This window comes from Botrimarina mediterranea, from assembly GCF_007753265.1.
In the GTDB taxonomy this organism is placed as follows: Bacteria; Planctomycetota; Planctomycetia; order Pirellulales; family Lacipirellulaceae; genus Botrimarina; species Botrimarina mediterranea.
Genome location: NZ_CP036349.1, coordinates 1,724,421 through 1,743,011, shown reverse-complemented (window position 1 = coordinate 1,743,011; position 18,591 = coordinate 1,724,421). Strand labels below are relative to the sequence as shown.

General features: G+C 57.6%; 15 protein-coding genes. 5 read left to right on the top strand and 10 right to left on the bottom strand.

The genetic code is table 11. From position 1 onward, the window contains the following. Positions 1-154: 154 nt before the first annotated feature. From Spa11_RS06915 to Spa11_RS06885, 7 genes are all read right to left on the bottom strand, one after another. Positions 155-352 (bottom strand): hypothetical protein, encoded by a 198-nt coding sequence (locus Spa11_RS06915; protein WP_145109849.1) that lies wholly within the window; start codon positions 350-352, stop codon positions 155-157. Between the two features lie 3 nt (positions 353-355). Continuing rightward, the gene (locus Spa11_RS06910) at positions 356-1,429 is read right to left on the bottom strand and encodes a hypothetical protein (RefSeq protein WP_145109846.1); all 1,074 of its coding nucleotides are present in this window, start codon (positions 1,427-1,429) and stop codon (positions 356-358) included. Positions 1,430-1,479: 50 nt separating this feature from the next. Further along, complete coding sequence (locus Spa11_RS06905; RefSeq protein ID WP_145109843.1) at positions 1,480-1,839, bottom strand: single-stranded DNA-binding protein; 360 nt, start codon at positions 1,837-1,839, stop codon at positions 1,480-1,482. 144 nt (positions 1,840-1,983) lie between these two features. Then, entirely contained in the window at positions 1,984-2,736 is a 753-nt protein-coding gene (locus tag Spa11_RS06900; protein ID WP_145109840.1) for a hypothetical protein, read from the bottom strand. A 137-nt stretch (positions 2,737-2,873) separates the two neighbouring features. Beyond that, on the bottom strand, positions 2,874-3,368 hold the full coding sequence (locus Spa11_RS06895; protein ID WP_145109837.1) for a hypothetical protein: 495 nt from the start codon (positions 3,366-3,368) through the stop codon (positions 2,874-2,876). 95 nt (positions 3,369-3,463) lie between these two features. Further along, a complete protein-coding gene (locus Spa11_RS06890) occupies positions 3,464-4,948 on the bottom strand; it encodes a helix-turn-helix transcriptional regulator (protein WP_145109834.1) in 1,485 nt (494 codons plus the stop codon). Between the two features lie 436 nt (positions 4,949-5,384). Next, positions 5,385-6,413: a dockerin type I repeat-containing protein gene (locus tag Spa11_RS06885; RefSeq protein ID WP_145109831.1), complete on the bottom strand. Its 1,029-nt coding sequence runs from the start codon at positions 6,411-6,413 to the stop codon at positions 5,385-5,387. Positions 6,414-6,697: 284 nt separating this feature from the next. Here Spa11_RS06885 and Spa11_RS06880 point away from each other — a divergent pair, with 284 nt between their 5' ends. The 3 genes from Spa11_RS06880 to Spa11_RS06870 all read left to right on the top strand — a co-directional run bounded on the left by Spa11_RS06880 (position 6,698) and on the right by Spa11_RS06870 (position 9,536). Further along, the gene (locus Spa11_RS06880; protein ID WP_145109828.1) at positions 6,698-6,988 is read left to right on the top strand and encodes a hypothetical protein; all 291 of its coding nucleotides are present in this window, start codon (positions 6,698-6,700) and stop codon (positions 6,986-6,988) included. Continuing rightward, on the top strand, positions 6,988-8,133 hold the full coding sequence (locus tag Spa11_RS06875) for a tyrosine-type recombinase/integrase (RefSeq protein WP_145109825.1): 1,146 nt from the start codon (positions 6,988-6,990) through the stop codon (positions 8,131-8,133). The genes Spa11_RS06880 and Spa11_RS06875 overlap by 1 nt, the downstream gene beginning before the upstream one ends. Positions 8,134-8,246: 113 nt before the next feature. Beyond that, positions 8,247-9,536, top strand: coding sequence for a hypothetical protein (locus tag Spa11_RS06870; protein ID WP_145109822.1), 1,290 nt, complete (start codon positions 8,247-8,249; stop codon positions 9,534-9,536). Between the two features lie 323 nt (positions 9,537-9,859). On the opposite strand, the gene Spa11_RS06865 is transcribed toward Spa11_RS06870, so the two are convergent. From Spa11_RS06865 to Spa11_RS06855, 3 genes are all read right to left on the bottom strand, one after another. After that, on the bottom strand, positions 9,860-10,303 hold the full coding sequence (locus Spa11_RS06865) for a type II toxin-antitoxin system VapC family toxin (RefSeq protein WP_145109819.1): 444 nt from the start codon (positions 10,301-10,303) through the stop codon (positions 9,860-9,862). After that, the gene (locus Spa11_RS06860; RefSeq protein WP_145109816.1) at positions 10,300-10,554 is read right to left on the bottom strand and encodes a hypothetical protein; all 255 of its coding nucleotides are present in this window, start codon (positions 10,552-10,554) and stop codon (positions 10,300-10,302) included. The genes Spa11_RS06865 and Spa11_RS06860 overlap by 4 nt, the downstream gene beginning before the upstream one ends. A gap of 233 nt (positions 10,555-10,787) precedes the next feature. Next, positions 10,788-11,939 carry a DUF4062 domain-containing protein gene (locus Spa11_RS06855; protein WP_145109813.1) on the bottom strand — a complete coding sequence of 384 codons (1,152 nt, stop codon included), beginning with the start codon at positions 11,937-11,939 and terminating at the stop codon, positions 10,788-10,790. A gap of 588 nt (positions 11,940-12,527) precedes the next feature. Here Spa11_RS06855 and Spa11_RS06850 point away from each other — a divergent pair. After that, on the top strand, positions 12,528-14,606 hold the full coding sequence (locus tag Spa11_RS06850; protein WP_145109810.1) for a site-specific DNA-methyltransferase: 2,079 nt from the start codon (positions 12,528-12,530) through the stop codon (positions 14,604-14,606). Next, a complete protein-coding gene (locus tag Spa11_RS06845; protein WP_145109807.1) occupies positions 14,599-18,018 on the top strand; it encodes a DEAD/DEAH box helicase family protein in 3,420 nt (1,139 codons plus the stop codon). The genes Spa11_RS06850 and Spa11_RS06845 overlap by 8 nt, the downstream gene beginning before the upstream one ends. Positions 18,019-18,591 lie beyond the last annotated feature (573 nt).

The following is an 18,591-nucleotide window of genomic DNA, read 5'->3' as shown; positions in this document are numbered from 1 at the left end:
GTAGCCGGCCGAAACTACGAGAGAATCTCGGAGCAGGGGCGACCAGCTGTATCCAATTCCCCAACTCATCACGCGGCGCGATCAGTTGAAAATTGGAACAGCGACAAGAAAAATAACGCTTGATAGCTAAAAAACACCTCCTAAAAAAACGGGGTTAGAAGCCGACGCGATCCAGAAATAATTCGAGAATTTGACGGCCCCAGACAATGAACGCAGCAATAAAGTAAATAGCAGCCACCCACGCAATGACGCGTTCGACCGAATCGGCGAACCCGTACACATTGCCACTAACGAGGGCGAAGAAGACGAGGACTATACCGGTCAAGAACACTCGGCGGAGAATCGCGGACATCGGTCACCATGCGATGAGTCTGAAGGAACGAATGATGCTGAAGGCCGTGAGGCCAGCGCAGAACGTTGCACAGAGCACAGCACTTGCAGAGGGGACGAAGAGAGATAGGCACGCAACTAGGAACATCACACCGAGCAGAGCAGTACGGAGCGGTTTGGTACCGGTTGTGCCAGTGGGGAGTGAGTTGTTGGCAGCCGAGAACAACCAAGCGTCGTACCTTGTCTCGCCGTCCTTCCCAACGACTGATTGCGGCTGGTACCAGGCGAGGGCAGACGGATTCGTCAGCGAGTCTTCGTAGACCCGAAGCAGGTCGCTTCCGACCGAGCGGCGTATCAGGATGAAGCCTCGGTCGCTCGGGTCACGGTACGTTGCCTCCACCTCAGCAAATCGACCGAAAGCTTGAGTGCCACATAACTCGACGGTGCCGTTGGAGTACAGTTTCACCGAGTCGAACAGCACCACCGAATCCGAACCCTCACTGTTGAGCACTCGGCCCCAGCTCCACTCCCTCGCCACTGTGAAGCATTCCCGCCAGCCGTTGCGGCCGAGGTAGCGGAAGCATTGAACGCCACGAGACGAGCTTGAAATCGCTACCAGACCGGACTTCCCGTCGGCGACAGCAACTGTTCCGTCCGACAGCGCGAGGGCGAACGGCTCGCCGACGGAGAAACGACTGCAGTCGACGCGAACGGAGCCGTCTTCACCGAGGCGAAACCTGGATCCGCAGAGTTTTGCTCTGGTGACTGCACGACACAGGAGGTGCTGATGATAAGTACCCCCTGCAAAGCGAACGCTCAAAGTGAACCCGGCATCCGTGACAAGATCGAACCACCCCGGGGATCGAACAATCAACTCGCCAGCCTGCCCGTCCACCAACCGTACGCGGAACGTGCGACCGAAGTCTTCAGTGAGAATGACCTCAAAGGCGTCACCATTCACATCGACGGCGCCCAGCACGCCACCGGCACCAAACCGAACGCCGAGGCCAAGCACCGGCATGCCGTGAGCGATCGGAACCCATGTGGGAACCTCGGCGGCGTCGATTGCTCGGAGCTTGTTAGCGATGGAGCGAAACATTGAACTGTGGTGTTGGGCGTTGTCTCGCGAGAGTATGGAGTAGGAGTGGACTACTTGCTGGCGACGGCCTTCGTGGCATGCGTATTCTCGACCTTGGGCTCGACGCGAACCGTGCGAGCGATAACTTTGTGCTTCGAGCGTTTCTGGCCGTCTTGCTCCCAACGCTCAAAGCGGAGGAAACCTTCGAGACGGACTCGGTCACCCTTAGCGGCATCGCGAAGGGCCGGAGAAATCGTGACGCCGAACGCGGCGAAGTCGATAAACATCGGTTGGTCGATCCAACCCTCTCCGCCGCGAACGGCGCTATTCGCGACGACGGTCCCTTCGCCGACTTCGCCAATGGTGGTTTGTTTCACCACCAGCGGCGAGACCAGGCGACCCTCGATCTGGATCTCGGCAAAATCCAACATGTTTCTTATCTCCGGGGGGGGTCGGGGGTCATAATCTTCTGGAGGAACTCATCTAACGTTGGCTATAGACGTGTCTGTTGCAGCAATGGTCGCAGCTCCGCTTGCACGCGGTAGCTCAATACCAGCGAACGAATGTAAGGTGAACTACTTTGCCTTAAGAGCCATAATGGCCTTCAGGTTCTCCGGGGGATTGAGATTGCCTAGCGCGTTAAAGTCGCAATCATAATCAGGAGACTCCGGGTACTTGGGGGCTTCGTCTTCGCGAACGAAAGCAATCGCAATCCCATAGCTCGGATCGTCGCTCCTAACGAAACATTTGTAGCCGCCAGCTCGCAAGTAGTGCCGCACGACCTGCACGGGAAGTGACTCGTGGTGTCGCGACGATTTCACCTCGTCTAACCTGACATCCTGGTTAGTAAACAAATATACTGTCCTGGGCATTACTCGCTCACCGCTGGCGGCCAAAGTCAAGAGCCGCTCGAGCAGTTCATCACTAACTCGCTTGGGATCGCCAAAAGCATAGAAAGCCGTCTGGCTAACGTTTGACCACCATTGTTCAATTTTCCCTCCATGGTGCTCCTCGATGATTGGCCACAAACGCTCCCAACTTTTGCGAATCCTCGTTGCGGTCTTGTATTCCAGTGGTGTCTCTTCCTTTATCCAACGCCCGTAACGACCGTCTCTGCCCCGGTTAAGTAGTTCGCGTGCCTCATACAACCAACGACCGATCTTCAGGTAGTGAATTACAACCTTCGAGCTATCCTGACAGACTCGCTTGGAATATAGATTGAGCTTGGCACGGTCAGACGGCTCTAGCCCCCACTCCGTATCCGCAACGACTTCCCCGTCGTGAGTGGTTTGGACACTATGTCCAGACCCAGGCTCAAGTAGAGACATGGCAATAACCTCGATAAGGAATCTATGGCAAGAACTGAAGGAGGGTCTGGTACAGGAGGCGGTAGGTATCTCGCGCGATGTTCAGTTTTGACCGGCACCCGTGAGGGTGGGTGGCCATGAGACCTCGGCTAACTTAATCAGGCATGCTGCTCCCCTTCCTTCGCCGCGTCGCACGAGGCGGCCGCTCCGGCGATCGCAGGAGTGACCGACTTCGAGCGGCGACCGAGAGTTCTTGCCCGGTGGTCAATCAAGTGAGCCAGCCCCAGGGCGAGTGGGAACCATGCACTGACCGGACCGCGGTCATGAAAGCGCAGCGGCAACTCAGTCCGGCCTTCCTCCGCTGAGTGAAGCAGAAGCTGGCCGTATCGCTCCGCGGCGTTGACGATAACGGTCGGCATCAGAATGCGGCGGCGAGCAAGAGCCTCGCCACGGCGAGGGTCGCCGTGGCCGTAAGCCTCGATGCCCGCCACGAGTCGAGCCTCGATCGCAAGAATCTCGGCGGCCAGATCGCCGCCGCTGGCGACGTCCGAACCCGTGCCATCGTCCGAGACGGCTGGAGCGGACTCAACAGTGACCCGACGAGAATCTGGCTCGGGCACCTTGGGCTGGTCGGCGGCATAATTCAAGGGCATCGTATCCTCCGGGGGATACACATGGATCAAAAAAACACTGCTGGAAGGCATTACAACCCCACTGTATCCCTTCGGGGATACGTCGTCAAGAAGATTCAATCAGATTCTTGGAAATCACCTTCGACGAGACTGGAGAGCAATTCGGTAGGCACTTCAAGGGCTTTGGCTATCAGCACCATGCTCTTCAATGATGGGAGCTTTTGTCCGGTTTCCCAGTTCGACAACTGTCCGCGAGTCCTGCCAATGAGCTTCGCGAAGTCGCTAGCGTTCTTCTTGCCCTTAAGTTCACGAAGACGCCTTATCTCCTTGCCGACAGCGACTGCCACGGGGTCTCTGGAAGCTCCGGCGGGATTTTTGGCAGAGGCCGTTGCGGTACTCGCGGTACTCTGTGCAGACGAACCGGTGGACTCTGTTGGATCGGATGACGACGCCTGGTCGGCATAATCGAGAGCGATGCCCTTAGCTCGAGCCTCATCGGCAACAACACGGCTTAGCTCGCCCAAGGCTTCGTCATCCAGCCCCTCGGCAATCGCCCGGAGGGTATCCTTCAGGAGTTCGCCTTCGAGAGTCGAAAAAGACTCAATGAGCTGCTTTACACTACCACTTACTCTTGCCAACCGCTGTTTACCTTTAACGTAGCCATCAAGCCAAGCCCTACACTTCGCTTCCAGGTCATGATGCCATGAACGCGTGCCTAAATCAAAACTAGACGCAGTCTCTGACAACGCATCCTCTACCGGATCCACGGCATCGATAAATCGAAGCTCAACCGCTCCCCAGACATAAGACTCTCGGGAATCAATCAGACGTATGGCACGCCCGCCACTCTTCTTAGCCATCATCACGCTAGGCCATGTGAAGCAATTGGAAAAAAGTGAACTGACTTGGCTCCGATACTTTAGGGCGTAGGATCTTAACGTCGAAGAGCGTGCTCTTGGGAGCTTGCCACTGGCCGCTTCCCCTGTTAACCGCTTGTATTCGTGAAGTACATCATTTCCACTTCGATAGGCCTTGTAAGCCGTTAGTTTGGCAAGGAGAAACTCCTGACGATTCAAGCCATGCTCATCGCAGTAAGCGGCTATACTCTGCAACTCGTAGTGCTTCCAAGTCTTCTCCAACGTCTCATGGTCGATAACGATACGTCCTACGATCAATGCAGGAAGGGCTTCGCTCTTGTGGCTACCACGAGGTCGCCCATAATCATGGAAAGTGGACAATCCGATGCGAACAGCTTTGGCGAGCGTGTTGCTAGCTTCCTCCAACCAACACTCCTGCCGTGTGTTGGTGTATTTCCCAAATACTTTCCAACGCTCGGGACCGTTGGCTCTTAAACCAGTAACAAGAATAAACGATTCTTCCCAAAGAGAGCTAACCTCCCCAACAGCCTTCCACGGAGCCGCGATTAAGGCAGCACGTGATAACAAGGCCTTCCCCGGGTCGTCGCCTATCCGTCTTGTAGTAGGAAGTCGGCTTATAGTTCGCTCATCGGCAGTTATCTTGCTGGACGACTTATCAGCGGAATCTGGGGAAACCGGTTCTTCTCGCTCGGCACTCTGCGGCTTTTCTGACTTGGCGGCCATGGATCACGACTTGGTATGCCGGAAGCTACGAGAGCTACACGAGGCTAGGTGGACTAAGAGCTCTGCGGCAAGCGAGGGAACCGCTCACGCGAACGTAAAGAGTAGCCTACCAGCTTGTAGCACGATCCTGCTCCAAGAAACCTGGGCAGACGGACAGCACCACGGTAGCCTCTGGGCGGCGCCCTCGTTTGTTTAGGGTGAAGGTTCGGAGCCGCCGTATTCGAGCGGATGTCTCGGAAACGATTTCCCTTGATGGTGGTGGTTGCCCCCAATTCTTGCGAGGGGCAACCACCACCATCAAGGGGAATCTCAAGATGATCACGCAAACGAACCACGAGCCGAATCACCAATCCACCTGCCCCCACGGCAATGCCCCCAGCCAAGCTCCTGAGTCAACGACCGAACACGACCGTCAGCAGGCCAGGCTCTACGAGGCTTACATCGAGCAGCAACGCCGGATGCACTGCCCAAGCTGCGGCGAATCGCCGCAATTATTCTGAGAGCATGTCCCAACGTATTCGCCAAGCTCTCGCACGTTGCGGCAACCGACGGCAGCGAGCGTACCGAGGGCTAGCAGAACCGCAGTGGTTGGCTCAGGTACGCTCTGCAACACAGTAGACGTAACGCCGCTGGAACTGCTGCCGTAGTTTGACGCCCACACTTCATAGTCGGACGCATTAACTTGCCCGTCGCGATTTGCATCGGCTAGGGACGGGTTCGCCGTTCCGACCGCATCACGCCACACCGTGTAGTCCGCCGCATCAACGAGCCCATCTCCGTTGAAGTCACCGGGGCGAAACAACAAGTCACCCGTCACAAGAATATTGTCGATTCTCCACGCAGCATCAGGGCTGTAGGCCCCGCCAAAGGAGCGGTAGAAGGTCGAATTAAAAGAGGGGTAAAAGTCGGACACGAACCGGAAACCGAAATTTGGGTTGTTTGACGCGGCATTCTGATTCGACGTGCCAAAACTATAGGACATAGATAAGGGGTCTCCCCATTCCTCCTGCTGATAGGGGTCTATGAAGTCACTACCGAACTGACGAATACCGGTGTAGTTAATGCCGTCATATGTCACCTGAAGTAGCGATTCGAGAGCACTTCCGGCGCCAATGAAGTGGTCGAGTCGTATCACAATATTCGAGTATCCGAGCGTCGGAACTCGAAGCTCCACCCCAGCTGTCTCCTCCGCGGTACCCTGGCTTGGGAAGTCAGTCAACTCCCACGCCAAACCAGCTACTACATCGTCGTACCCCGTTCCCTCAGCTGCCCGCCCAGATACGCCCCCTATCGTGGTTCCCACTCCCTGACCAATGTCAGCGGCCACCTCGGAGACGGTGGCATTTCCGATATCGTTGAATGACCAGAAAGCGACTGTCTCAGCACGTGCGCTGGAAGAAGCAGTGAGAAATTGCACGGCTAGCAACTGAAGTACCACTGACAGAATCGTGCGGCGGTTAATCATGATTCATTTGTCTCAAGCGGTTTTCTGAAAGGCCAATCCAGCATTCAAGAACCGGTCTGGCGGAGTCAAATCCCGCAGTGATGCTACCTGATTCTGATGACTCAGCCAGCATGCGTCCGCGGGATAATTCTGTTGACAAAAAACGGTCAATAATGTACCTTATTGACCGATACTTAAACCTCAGACTCCCTGTTACGCACCAGAACCCCGGTTCTCGGGGCGAATCGGGGCGATAGTTTGCGGTCAATAAGGTCCGGCGGGTCAGCCGGGCATAAAGGAGGCGAGTGAAGAGCGAGCAAATTGAAGAACGAGAGGAGGCCCTCCGCGGGGCGAAAGTCATCGGCGTGCAAGAGGTCGAGTGGCTCGACAACGAGTACTCGGCGGTCGAGGTGGAGACCACTACGGGCGAGACCGTGTTCTTGCTCGCCGTCCATTGGCGGCATCGCTGGAAGAAGGACCGTAACGGAGAGTTGACCGGCGAAGGCTCGGTCACCCCCCAACCGGCCTCCCTCCACCTAGTCACCGAGAACGTCCGTGTGCTGACCGACAACGAGAGAGCATCGAGCGAACCGTGATGGCGAAGAAGCGGCGAGTCACCCCCGTGCATCCCGTAACCGCCCAGGTCGTGGTCCCTAAGGCCCCCGGCAACAAGAAGCCGTCGACCAAGTCGGTCGCCCCCAAGAAGGCCTCGCGGCCGTCCGTCAGCCCGTCACCCAAGGAGGGGAAGCTCGTGCTCGTCACCGCCTCGGCCGAAAAGCTCATCCCGACCAGCCGCCGCAACTCGCTCGCCGCCTGGTTCTCCCTCTACCTCACTCTCGAAGTCGGGGCCCCCGCAAATGGCGAGGAGGCCACCAACACCTTCAAGGCCAAGCGGGCCGACCTCGAACGTTTTATCGCCTTCTTTACTGAGTTCACCGGCGACGACGACCCCGACCAATGGACGGTCGCCACCTCGAAGAGCTTTTTGAAGCGGCTCACCGAAACCACCGGCGCCAGGAGCGGCAAGCCGCTCGCTCCCACGACGATTGACCGGGTGCTCGCCACGCTCCGGACGGCGGCCAAGTGGATTGCCCACCAGCGGCCGTTCCTCGCCGGGTTCCCGATGGCGAAGGTCAAGGACACGACCCCCAAGCGGCGGCCCGCCTGGCGGGGGCTCCCGGAGCTCGCCGAGGGGCGGCTCCGGAACGCTTCGCTGCAACTGATGAAGACCAACACCCGGGCCAATCAACGCCCCTACCGCAACCACGCCCTGCTCTACGTCGGGCTCAACTCGGCCCTCCGCCCCTCAGAAATCCTCGGGCTCGACCTGGCCCAGTTCGACGGCTCGGCCCTCGTGAATGTCCGCTGCAAAGGGAACCTGATTGTCGAGCGGGTCCCGCTCGGAAAGGACGCCGCCGAGGCCCTTTCGGACTACCTCACCGAGGAGCGGGGCGAAGAACCAGGCCCCCTCTTCCAGAGCAAGACCGGCAAGCGGCTCACCCTCCAAAAGTACGCCGACGCCCTCAAGGCGATTGCGGCGATGGCCAACCGGAACCTCCCCGAGGGAGAGAAGATTGACGTAAGCCCCCACGTCCTCCGGCACCACACTCTCCGCAAACTCACCCGCGAGAAGGGCATCGAGTTCGCGAAAAAGCGCTCCAACCACATCTCTGACCGCCACATCTGGCGGTATGTCGAGCCGTCCGAGGATGAGTTTGAGAAGGCGATTGAGGGGCACTAGGCATTGACTGCTAGGCCGGGGCAACCGTGCAGCTCACAGGCTCGTACCGGGTTCTTTTTGCTTCTCAGCTCAAGTGGTGCTAGCGTGTCCTCACCACTTCCGAGGATGCACCCATGGCCGACCCAATTACCGAGCGGATTGTCCGCACCACTGATGGCGAATTGGTCGCCGCACTTGTCGAGATTACGCGGTCAGACGCCGCCAAAGAAGTTGCACAAATCCATCTCGGATTCGTCGATGGCGAGCCTATCAGAATCGCCAGGAGCGAACTGGATGAGCACGAGATAATCGCTCGGCTCGCTGGTAAGGCGTCACGCGTAATCAGATCCGCCCATCTGTACAACGGCCAGAATCAGGCTCTTGTTTCCGTCCAACGTCACATCGTACGGCCAGCAAACTCAGAGGTAGCCTTCTACGACGACCTGACGCTAAACAAGCAGCACTTTAGTGGCACGTCCGAAGAGTTCATCGACTTCGCAGCAGTAGTCCAGACTCGGCTTCGAAGCTCGGTCTCGATAGACCTCGGCTCACTTATCGGAACCCACGCTAAGGAGCACTTTGCAGCTCGAGAAGAAGCGCTCAATCGCCTCGAATTGCTGGTCGGACGACAGAACGAGCATCTAAACGCACAGCGAGAGCTTCTCGACGCTCAGCACTCGAAGCGTCTGGCAGAACTCGAAGAGAGCTTCGCTTCTCGTCAATCCGACGAGGACGAGACGTACCAACAGCGGAACTCCGACCTGGATGCCAGAGAAAAGGCTCTCGAAGAACGAACGAAAGAGGTAGATGACCGAGCGGCAACTCATGCTCGCCGCGACGACCGAAAACAGCTCCTTGAGACCATCAAACAGGCCGACCGGCTCAAGCTTAGCCCCGAAACTACCTGGCGTCGCGGTTTCGTTGTCGTCGGCTATGTTGGCCTGTTGGCCTTCTTCGTGGCCGTGGTGGTCGCATTGTTTCGCCTCGACCCCGGCACGGGCCAAGCCGCCTCGCTCATCATCCTGTCACGCATCGGGGCGACTGTTGGCGCCATTGTGACGGCCGGATTCTTCATCAAGTGGCTCAACGATTTCGCCTCTCGCTCGGCAGCCGAAGACTTCAAGTTAAAACAGCTGCACCTCGATGTTGAGCGAGCAAGCTGGCTCGTCGAGCTCTACTTCGAGTCCCTGGCAGCCGGAGACAAAACCGAGTTTCCTACCGAGTTAATCGAACGCCTGAGCAAGAACCTGTTCGTTTCCGAAGAGCACAATCCGGGCTCGGTCACGGCGACCGACGCCCTCGCGTCGGCTCTGTTGGCATCGGCGGCTAATCTTCAACTTGACTTGCCCGGTGCAAAGATCGACCTGACCAAAAAGGGCTTGAAGAAGATGGGGAAAACCTACGTCAGCACTGACGACGTGTAAGTTTTTTCAATTGCCCGCCCGTGCTGCTTTCTGCATGCTGACGTTCTCAATCCGCGTTCTTCCACTGCTGAATGGCGGCCTCGACCTCATCCAAGTCGGGGCTTCCGCCAATCTCGATTAGGTCTACCCCGGTCGCAGCCTCTACCGGAGAGGAGACGCGAAACCCCCTCTCTCTCAGGAACCCTTCTAGTTCCCCCGAGCACTCCGAACCGATGAGAATGTCTTCGAATTCTCGGTTTAGACTTGGCCGGCACTTCTCACGTCGCCGAAGTTCTCGAATCGTCGCCATATACTGTCGCCTTATTGGTTTTTCCGATTGCTTCTCAAGAGTCAGCGACCGTTTGCGGATTAAGCACTTCGACGCCGCTGTACCGATTGAAGTCTCCGCCGTTGAAGGTTAGCAAACGACTCATGCCGTGCCGCTGCATGGCGGCTACCAGCCTTGCATCGTGTGCGTTCTTGCCGAGCACTTTGTGCTCGACAACTAGCTCGTGCCACCGTTCGAAGACGCTCCGCTCGTCCCGCAGTAACCGGAACCGTTGGATAAGCTTAGCGACATCGGCGTCTGCCTCTTCGGCGGTCAGCCCCAGGCCGTTCACGTCGGTCGGGCGGGTGGCGACCACCCAGTACTCGTAGAGGATTTGGGGAACGACCGCTAGCAGCTGGCTGCCCTGCCGCAACCGGGAGAGCGCCTCCAGGGCTACCGGGTGCATCGAGTGACTCGGTTGCACCAATCGAAGCAGAACGTTCGCGTCGACCAGAATCATTCACCGCGACCCGCGTAGATGCTCTCGCGGCTATCATCCGCCTCTTGGCTCAGCGTCCGATGGCTCTCGGCCCAAGAACGGACATCCGACACCCAGTCGTCTGCCGACAATGAAGCAGTAGCGAGCGTCTCGTCAACTAGCTGCTCTTCGAGCACACGCAGTGCGATCTCTTCGGGGTTCTGACCCGTCGATCTGGCTTGCTGGGTGAGCCTGGCTTCAAGCTCTGGCGGTAGGTGCAGCAGAAGGTTCATGCCTCTAGTTTACCACGTAACTCGCAAAAAGGCACGAAGAGATTCGACTTCCCTGGGGGCAGCCGAAAGCAGCACGGCAAGGCAGGGCAAGCGCACACTAACCCGTTGCGAGGTCAAGGACTTGCGACCAGAAGCGGACATCAACTCGAACCGATTGTTCTGTTGCATTCGACTTCCGATCGCATCGAGCTTACTACCGCACGGAGAAAACAATTCAGTCACCCGGCCTACCCTCATGGGGTGAAGAAGGCCCCTGCTGCCTTGAAAATACGTGTCCACCGGTCAACGAAGTCGGAAGCGATCGCCACGCCCTCAAGCGTCTGAGGAAGCGATACCTTGATGGGGCCATCGGTCGCGTAGATCGCGTTTCCTAGTTGATGCGTCGGCATGCTCATCGATTTTGGTGGCGTGCTAGGCCAAGGCCCGAACTGCTTCTGTTCGACTCCCCGCAGCTCCGCCAGAGCAAAGAACGTCGCCAGGCGATGGTCATTCAATAGCTGATAGTACTGCGCGGTGCTCTGAATCGCAGCCATAAGCCTGACGCGCGTCAGATCACTGTCGATGACGCTGCTGAGCATCATCGCGTATTCCATCCCCCTCTCCGGCCCCGTGAGATCGCAGCCAAAGACCACACTTCCATCAGAGTACAGACACACCGAGGAGAAAGTTCCTCGCCTCCCATCGATCTTCTGAAGGAACTGCACGTAGTCCCTACCTTCCTCGATGGTAGTTCCTAGCGAAGCGTCGAAGAAACGTGGCTTATTGCCGAACAGTAGCAGTTGAGAAATCTGCTCGTGGAAATCATCTTCTCCGAGCTTCTTCGGGCCGATTACCTCGCTAAGTTTCTGCGTTGGCGTGATGCTAAAGACTAGCGATGTTTGGTGCCTACTCGCTGGCATGGCACCAGCATGCGACTGCAGCTGACGCATCGCCTCTTCGCCGGTCTTCTTGCCGGTATCAGACCGTTCGAGATCGTTTAGCCCTTGAACCACTCGTTCCTGTAGCTCCGCTGGGGTGGAGTAGCTGCCGTAGAAGTACCCATTGTTGTAGTCCCCAACTCGTTTCAGAAAGGCGACTTGATTCGCCTCTTTCTCCTCTTTCGAGACGTAAACCAGAATGCGGAGACCACGTCGACGAGCCTCTTCAAACTCCTCTTCGCAGACAGCCATCCCCGAAGGCGCCACTTGCCCGTATCGACGACCAAAGATGCCTATGAAAACGTCACTGCTCCGTACTCTTTCGAGACAGGAAGACTGAGAGCTTTGGGGCTGCGCCCCAAAGCTCTCAGCCATGACTGCATCGTGCCGAAGCAACTCTATCGCCCTACGAGCAGCCGCTCGCTCTGCCTCGAATCCTTGCATCACAGAACTTACGAACACACGCATGACATTGCTCCTGTCAAAAATGGTGCTAACGGGGGCGCTTCGGCAAACGACGCTCCCGAAGGCGATCAATGTAGACGCTTTGACAGGCAGGACAGCGAGCGGAAGACGTGGGTGCTCGCTGCTCTTCCGCCTCACCCTTCTCGAAGATCTCTGCTTCAAACCGATTCCCGCAACGCGTGCAAATGAACTCGACCAGCAACATAGCAAGTCTCCTAGTGCGTCTGAGTGAGCGACTAGTCGTGCCACACTACGCGAAATGCGGAGAGTGGGTATCGCCGAATCGTCCCAATCAGACGTCGACGGCCCTGGCCCAGGCGGGACAGAGGGGCCGCGTGCCAAAGTTCTCGCCCCTGGCGAGCACGCTGCCTACATGACAGACCATGAGAGTGATGAACGCACCCGAAGGTGTCGGGGTTCGCGCGGAAGGCAAGAAATCGGGGAAAAATCGGTCCGTCTAGGATAAAAGACCTACGCGAATTGCCTCTGCGCCGACGCCATGTCTCGCTACAATGCCCGCAAACCGTTCCCGGGTATGCTCTTACGTCACGCCCGTCCATCTTCTCCGCTTCCGCAAAAGCACCACTTTCAATGGCGCAACCGAAGAAAGAAAGCCAACCCAACGGCACCAGTCCTGCCCAGTACGGCCCAGACAACCCCCACCCGCTCAGCACGCTTCGTACGGAACTGGTTTGGGAGGGCAAGTACGACGAGTGGGGGAACCGCCGTGAGGTTGATGCGGCGAGTATCGCCATGCCTCTTCAAAAAATTGAAACAATCGACGAGCCACGGGCCCGTGCGAAGGCTCAAGGCCTGCTCTTTGACGAGTCCACAGCCCATCTGGACGACTTCCGGAACATGCTGATTTGGGGTGACAACAAACTTGTCGCATCGTCCCTGTTGGCCAATTACCGAGGGAAGATCGACCTCATCTACATCGACCCACCGTTTGATGTAGGCGCAGACTTCTCGATGAACGTCCCGATTGGCGAGAAGAATGCTGTAGTGCACAAGGACCAGTCCACGCTCGAAATGGTTGCTTATCGTGACACCTGGGGGCGGGGGCGAGATTCCTATCTGCAAATGATGTATGAGCGACTTGTTCTGATAAAAGCTCTGCTATCGGAGAATGGTGCGTTGTATGTGCACTGCGATTGGCACGTGGATGCTTACTTGCGAGCTATGCTTGATGAATTGTTCGCACCACAGAACTTTGTCAACGAGATTGTTTGGAAGAGATCTGACGCGAAGAGCGACGCAGGTCAGGGCAGCCGGCATTACTCGCGGATACAAGACACTATACTATTCTATCGCAATTCCGAGAACGTGACGTGGAACCCTCTGTACGTTCCGCTGAGCGAAGACTACGTCGAGGGTTTCTTTAGGTACAGTGATGAAGACGGGAGGAGGTACAAGCTCGAAAACATGCTTGGTCCAGGTGGGGAAGCAAAGGGCAATCCTGTCTACGAAGTTAAGGGAGTAACGCGAGCCTGGCGATACTCCAAGAAGAAGATGCAGGACCTCATCGATAGAGGGTTGGTGGTGCAAACTAACCCCGGAACAGTTCCGATGCGTAAGAGTTACCTTGAGGACTCCAAAGGCGTACAGATTGGAACTTGGTGGGATGACATCAGTATGATACGCGGATGGTCGCATGAGAAATGCGGGTATACGACGCAGAAGCCTGAGGCTCTCTTGGAGCGAATCATATTGGCATCAACTAACCCAGGAGACTTGGTAGCAGACTTCTTTTGTGGATCCGGCACCACGGGGGTGGTGGCAGAAAAATTAGACCGGCGCTGGATCATGGCAGACTTGGGTCGGTTTGCTATACACACAGCTAGAAAGAGGATGATAGACGCTCAACGTAAGCAACACGACGGCGACCGCCCGTACCGGGCGTTTGACGTATTTAACCTTGGGCGCTACGAGCGGCAGTGGTGGCAGAAAGAACGCCTCAAGGGGGCTGACGACGACCACCGACGTGTGGTGCTTGAGTTCTACAAGGCGGAGTTGCTTAAATCTGCTCCCTCCCCACTCATTCATGGCAAGAAGGGTCCTTCGTTGTGCCACGTCGATGGCATCGACGGCATCCTCACTCGCAGGGAAATTGAAGCCGTCGCTAGTGCCGCCAAGGAGGCCGGGGCGAAGGAGGTGACGTGCCTGGCCTGGGAGTTCGAGATGGACTTGCGCCTCGAGTGCAATCGTCTGGAGAAGGAGCTTGGGGTGAAGATCAAGCTCATCCAGATTCCGCGTGAGATCATGGAGAAGAACCGCACAGAACCGCCGCCGTTTCTGGAGGTGGCGACGCTTGAGGCGAAGGCGGTCTACCACAAGAAGGGGAAAGAAAAATCTGTTGACATTAAGCTGACCAGGTTCCTCCCCTCGCTTGCCGAGGTCCCCAGCAAGGAGCTGAAGGCCCTCCAAGAGCGAGCCATCAAGAACGGGTTCGACTTCATTGATTTCTGGGCGGTCGACTTCGACTTCCAGCATGGCGGGCCCTTCAACCACCACTGGCAGGACTACCGCACGCGAAAAGACCGGTCACTGAAGACCGCGTCGGAACAGCGCTATCAGTACCCGAAGAAGGGCGTCCACACCGCGTGCGTGAAGGTCGTCGACATCTTTGGATGCGACACGTCCATCACCGTCGAGATAGACTATGAGTAGCGAACCAGTGGTCAACCTAGGGGCGTTGGAACCGCTCTTCGGGCCTTCCGATGTTCCCAACCGACACCGCGTCCGGGGAGAACACGACGGGGACCCAGCCCGCATTATCAATGGGCGCCGACCAAGCCCCGTCGTCATCGCGCAGAACCTACGGCGTTACTTGGCGGACTGGCGTGAGGCCCAGTACGGCGGGGCTTCCGACACGACGCGGGAGTTGCTCCACCACTGGTTCTACTGTGACCACTACATCGAAGGTCCCGACGGGGCGAGCTTCCCCTTCAACTACTACTTCTGCCAGCGAGAGGCGATCGAGAGCTTCATCTACCTCTATGAGGTGCTGGGTGTCCGCAACTTGTCGGCTTTGACGGCTGAATTTGGGGGCCCCGACAGCGAGCGGGCGGCTCTGGGCATCAACCCAGAAGAAGACGCCTGGGCGAAGTACGCCTTCAAGGTCGCTACTGGGGCCGGGAAGACGAAAATCATGAGCCTCGCCATCGTGTGGAGCTACTTCCACGCGCTCCGCGAGCCCGACTCAGAGCTGGCGAAACATTTCGTTGTAATCGCCCCGGGCGTGACCGTCTTCGAACGTCTAAAGGACGACTTTGGCGATGGCCGGATCTTCCAAAATGACCCTCTTATCCCCAGCGCTTGGCGCGGGGATTGGAACCTCTCGGTGGTTCTCCAAGACGAGGCAGCCGCGGCTACGACCGGCGGCGTCTTGTACCTGACTAATATCCATCGCCTCTACGACTCGGCGAGACGCTCTCGGGGGGAGGCTGAGACCTATGACTGGATCGGGCCTAATGTCTCCAAGGCCAAGGCGCTCGACACGAGCCTCGCACTGAGGGAGCGTATCACTTCCCACCCACGGCTCATGGTCCTCAACGACGAGGCACACCATGTCTGGGACCCCGACTCGGCGTGGAACGAGGCGATCAGCCACATCCACAACAGCACACGCAGGCGTGGAGGGGGTCTGGTCGCTCAACTCGACCTCTCCGCCACACCAAAAGACAGTAAGGGGAACGTCTTCCGTCACGTTGTGATTGACACGCCGCTAGGCGAGGCGGTGGACGCGGGCATCATTAAGACGCCCATCATCGGTCACGGCTCACAGCTCGTCGAGCGAGCCCACGACGACGCTGCCTACAAGTACGAGCAGCACTTGACGATTGGCTACAATCGCTGGCTCGCCTCCAAGGACGAGTGGGAGAAGAGCGGTAAAAAGCCGTTGATGTTTGTGATGACCGAGGACACTGAGGCGGCGGACCAGATCGCGGGGCGCCTGAACTCGGACCCGTCGTTCGCGGAGCTGAATGGTAAGACCATCAACCTCCACACGAACCTCAAAGGTAAGCTCAAGAAGCGTGGCTCCGGAGTCAACGCCTACTATGAGTTCGTCGAGAACGAGAAGGACATCAGCGACGACGACCTCCGGGCGCTTCGAAAGCTTTCGAGGGAGCTCGACGAAAACTCCAGCCCTTACCGCTGTATCGTCTCGGTTCTGATGCTCCGCGAAGGGTGGGACGTGCGGAACGTCACGACCATCGTTCCACTCCGTCCGCTCACCGCGGCGTCGAAGATTCTCCCGGAGCAGACCCTCGGCCGCGGGTTGCGACGGATGACGCCGCCCGGACAAGCCGCCGAGGTGGTCACCGTCGTTGAGCATCCTTCTTTCATTGGTCTCTACCGAGAGCAACTATCGGAAGAAGGGGTCCCGATCGAGGGCATCGACGTTGAAAAGATTCCCCGGACCACGGTCACGATCTATCCAGACGGGGAGAATAAAGATCTTAAGGCGCTGGACTTGCGGATTCCCCGGCTTTCGCCGGGATACCGCGTCGAACCGGAGTTGGGACTGATATCCATTGAGGACATACGCCGTAGCTTCGGTACTCTCGCACCTTTGCCGCTGGGAACGCCCGAAGAGACGGAGATCCAGTACGAGGGTCGCCACCTCATCACGAACGAGGTCGTCGAACAGATGACGATCAAGCTCGACCTGCTGGCGGACGGCGTCGGGGCCATCTCATTCTTCCGGGAAGAGATCGAGCGGGCGGTCAAGATTCGCGGAACACACGCCAAGCTTGCGCCCCTTCTCCAGGAGTTTCTCGAATCGGTTCTCTTCGAGAACCAGGTGACGCTCTACGACCCGCGTCTGCTGGCTCGGCTGGCAGATGCGGACGTTCGCGAGCACATCCGCGCGACTTTCGTTCCGTTGGTCCTCTCTCGTATCACCCACAAAGAAATAAGACTCCCCGAAGCGGAGGCGCAGTCGATGACCGCCTGGAAGTCGTTTCAGGCGACTCACTCCGAACGTCACCCGGCGGAGATCGCAAGCCGCACGCCATTCAACCTTGTTCCCTGCAACCGGGAACTCGAAGTCGCTTTTACGGAGTTCGCAGACCGTGCGGAGGATGTCGCCGCGTTCGCGAAGAACGCTGGACCGCAGGCCCTCCGAATCGACTACCTGGCCCGGGACGGGCGGCGCTCGATCTACACAGCCGACTTCATCGTCCGTCTCTCAGACGCTCGCTATTATCTCGTCGAAACGAAAGGGCAGGTTGACGTGGAGGTCGCCGCCCGAGCCAGGGCGGGCATCGAATGGTGCAAGGCTGCCTCGACCAAGGCGGTCCGCTGGGAGTACCTGTACGTCCCTCAGGATGTCTTTCAACGCGTCTCTCGTCGGAGCATGCGGGAACTGTCCCGGGCATGCGAACCCGCGCTAAACGAGCTGCTACGCGACTCGGGGCCTCAACTAAGCTTTCGCTTCGAGCCTTCTGACCAAGAACGCATCGCCGGACAGGTGCTGCAATTCATTTCGGCCGAGGAACTTGACAAGCTCCCCCTTCGTTTCCGCAAGGCGATCGAGCACGCAGTCACTTTGTACTTCTTCCACGAGAACAAGGACAACGTCTCGTACGGACCCATCTTCCAGCCGCTCCTGGGGCCTGTCGACAACGCAGCCGAAGCGTTGATGCTCGAGCGTCTCACCGGCGATGTTCCCGTCATCGATGCGGATCAAAAGGACTTCTTTAATCCCGATATGGGCGAGCCTGCCAACCGTAGGGAGAGGGATAAGGCGGAGTTTCTTCGCGAGCGAGCAAAAACTTTCAAGCGACTGCTCGTCCATCGAAGCCCGCTGATGCCCACCGGGCTCCTAGTCTTCTGCCTAGACTATGCCGCCAAAGACTCCGAACCTCTCGGGGGGATATTCACGAGCGTTCGCACGCAATTCCGAGGCCTTGCGAAAACCAATCTCGGCGAACTCGTCACGCGAGTATACGACTTCCGAAACGACTACATCGCCCACGAGAAAAAGACCCTAGAGAATTGCGACCATGCCAAAGACGCGGTGCTTCTCTGGGTCAAGACGCTCAATCTGCTCCATAAGTCACGGCTGAAGTATTAGTCGTCGTTGCATTACAGGTGCCGCCGCAAGCTCCTCGTCCTCCGCGTTGAGCAATGTCTTAATGCACTACGTGCTAAACTCTGCTATGTCGTCTTGCACGCGGCGGAACTCTCTAGGTCGCTCAAGAAGTCGAGCGACTACATCCAGTACTATCAGGGAGTCCCGAGCAGCTCACCGCTTCGCGCGGAAGGATCCAGCAGGCGGCCTCGCAGATTTTCACCGGCACATGGTCGCTCCTAAACGTCAGGTCCGGACGAGTTGAGGAAATCTGCGGAGAGCCTCCTGCTTGCGGCAAAGGGGGGTGGGAGATTTGAGTAGCACTCCTTCTTCTCGATGGGTTGTACGCATTCCAATCTGAAGTAGCGCGTCGCTAGCAGTTGCAAGTTCTTTCGATGCATCAGGTTGCGTAGAGTGCTAGCCGTCAGTTCAGATTGGAACGCGTAATACTCGTCCCTTCCTTCGCCCCCACGCAATCAACTCTCGCCAGAACTGCTCTCGGTTTGATTCTACCGATGGAGGTTCTAACGAAGGCATAGCCCCGCTGCACGCCCCCCCTACCTTCGTCTATGCATC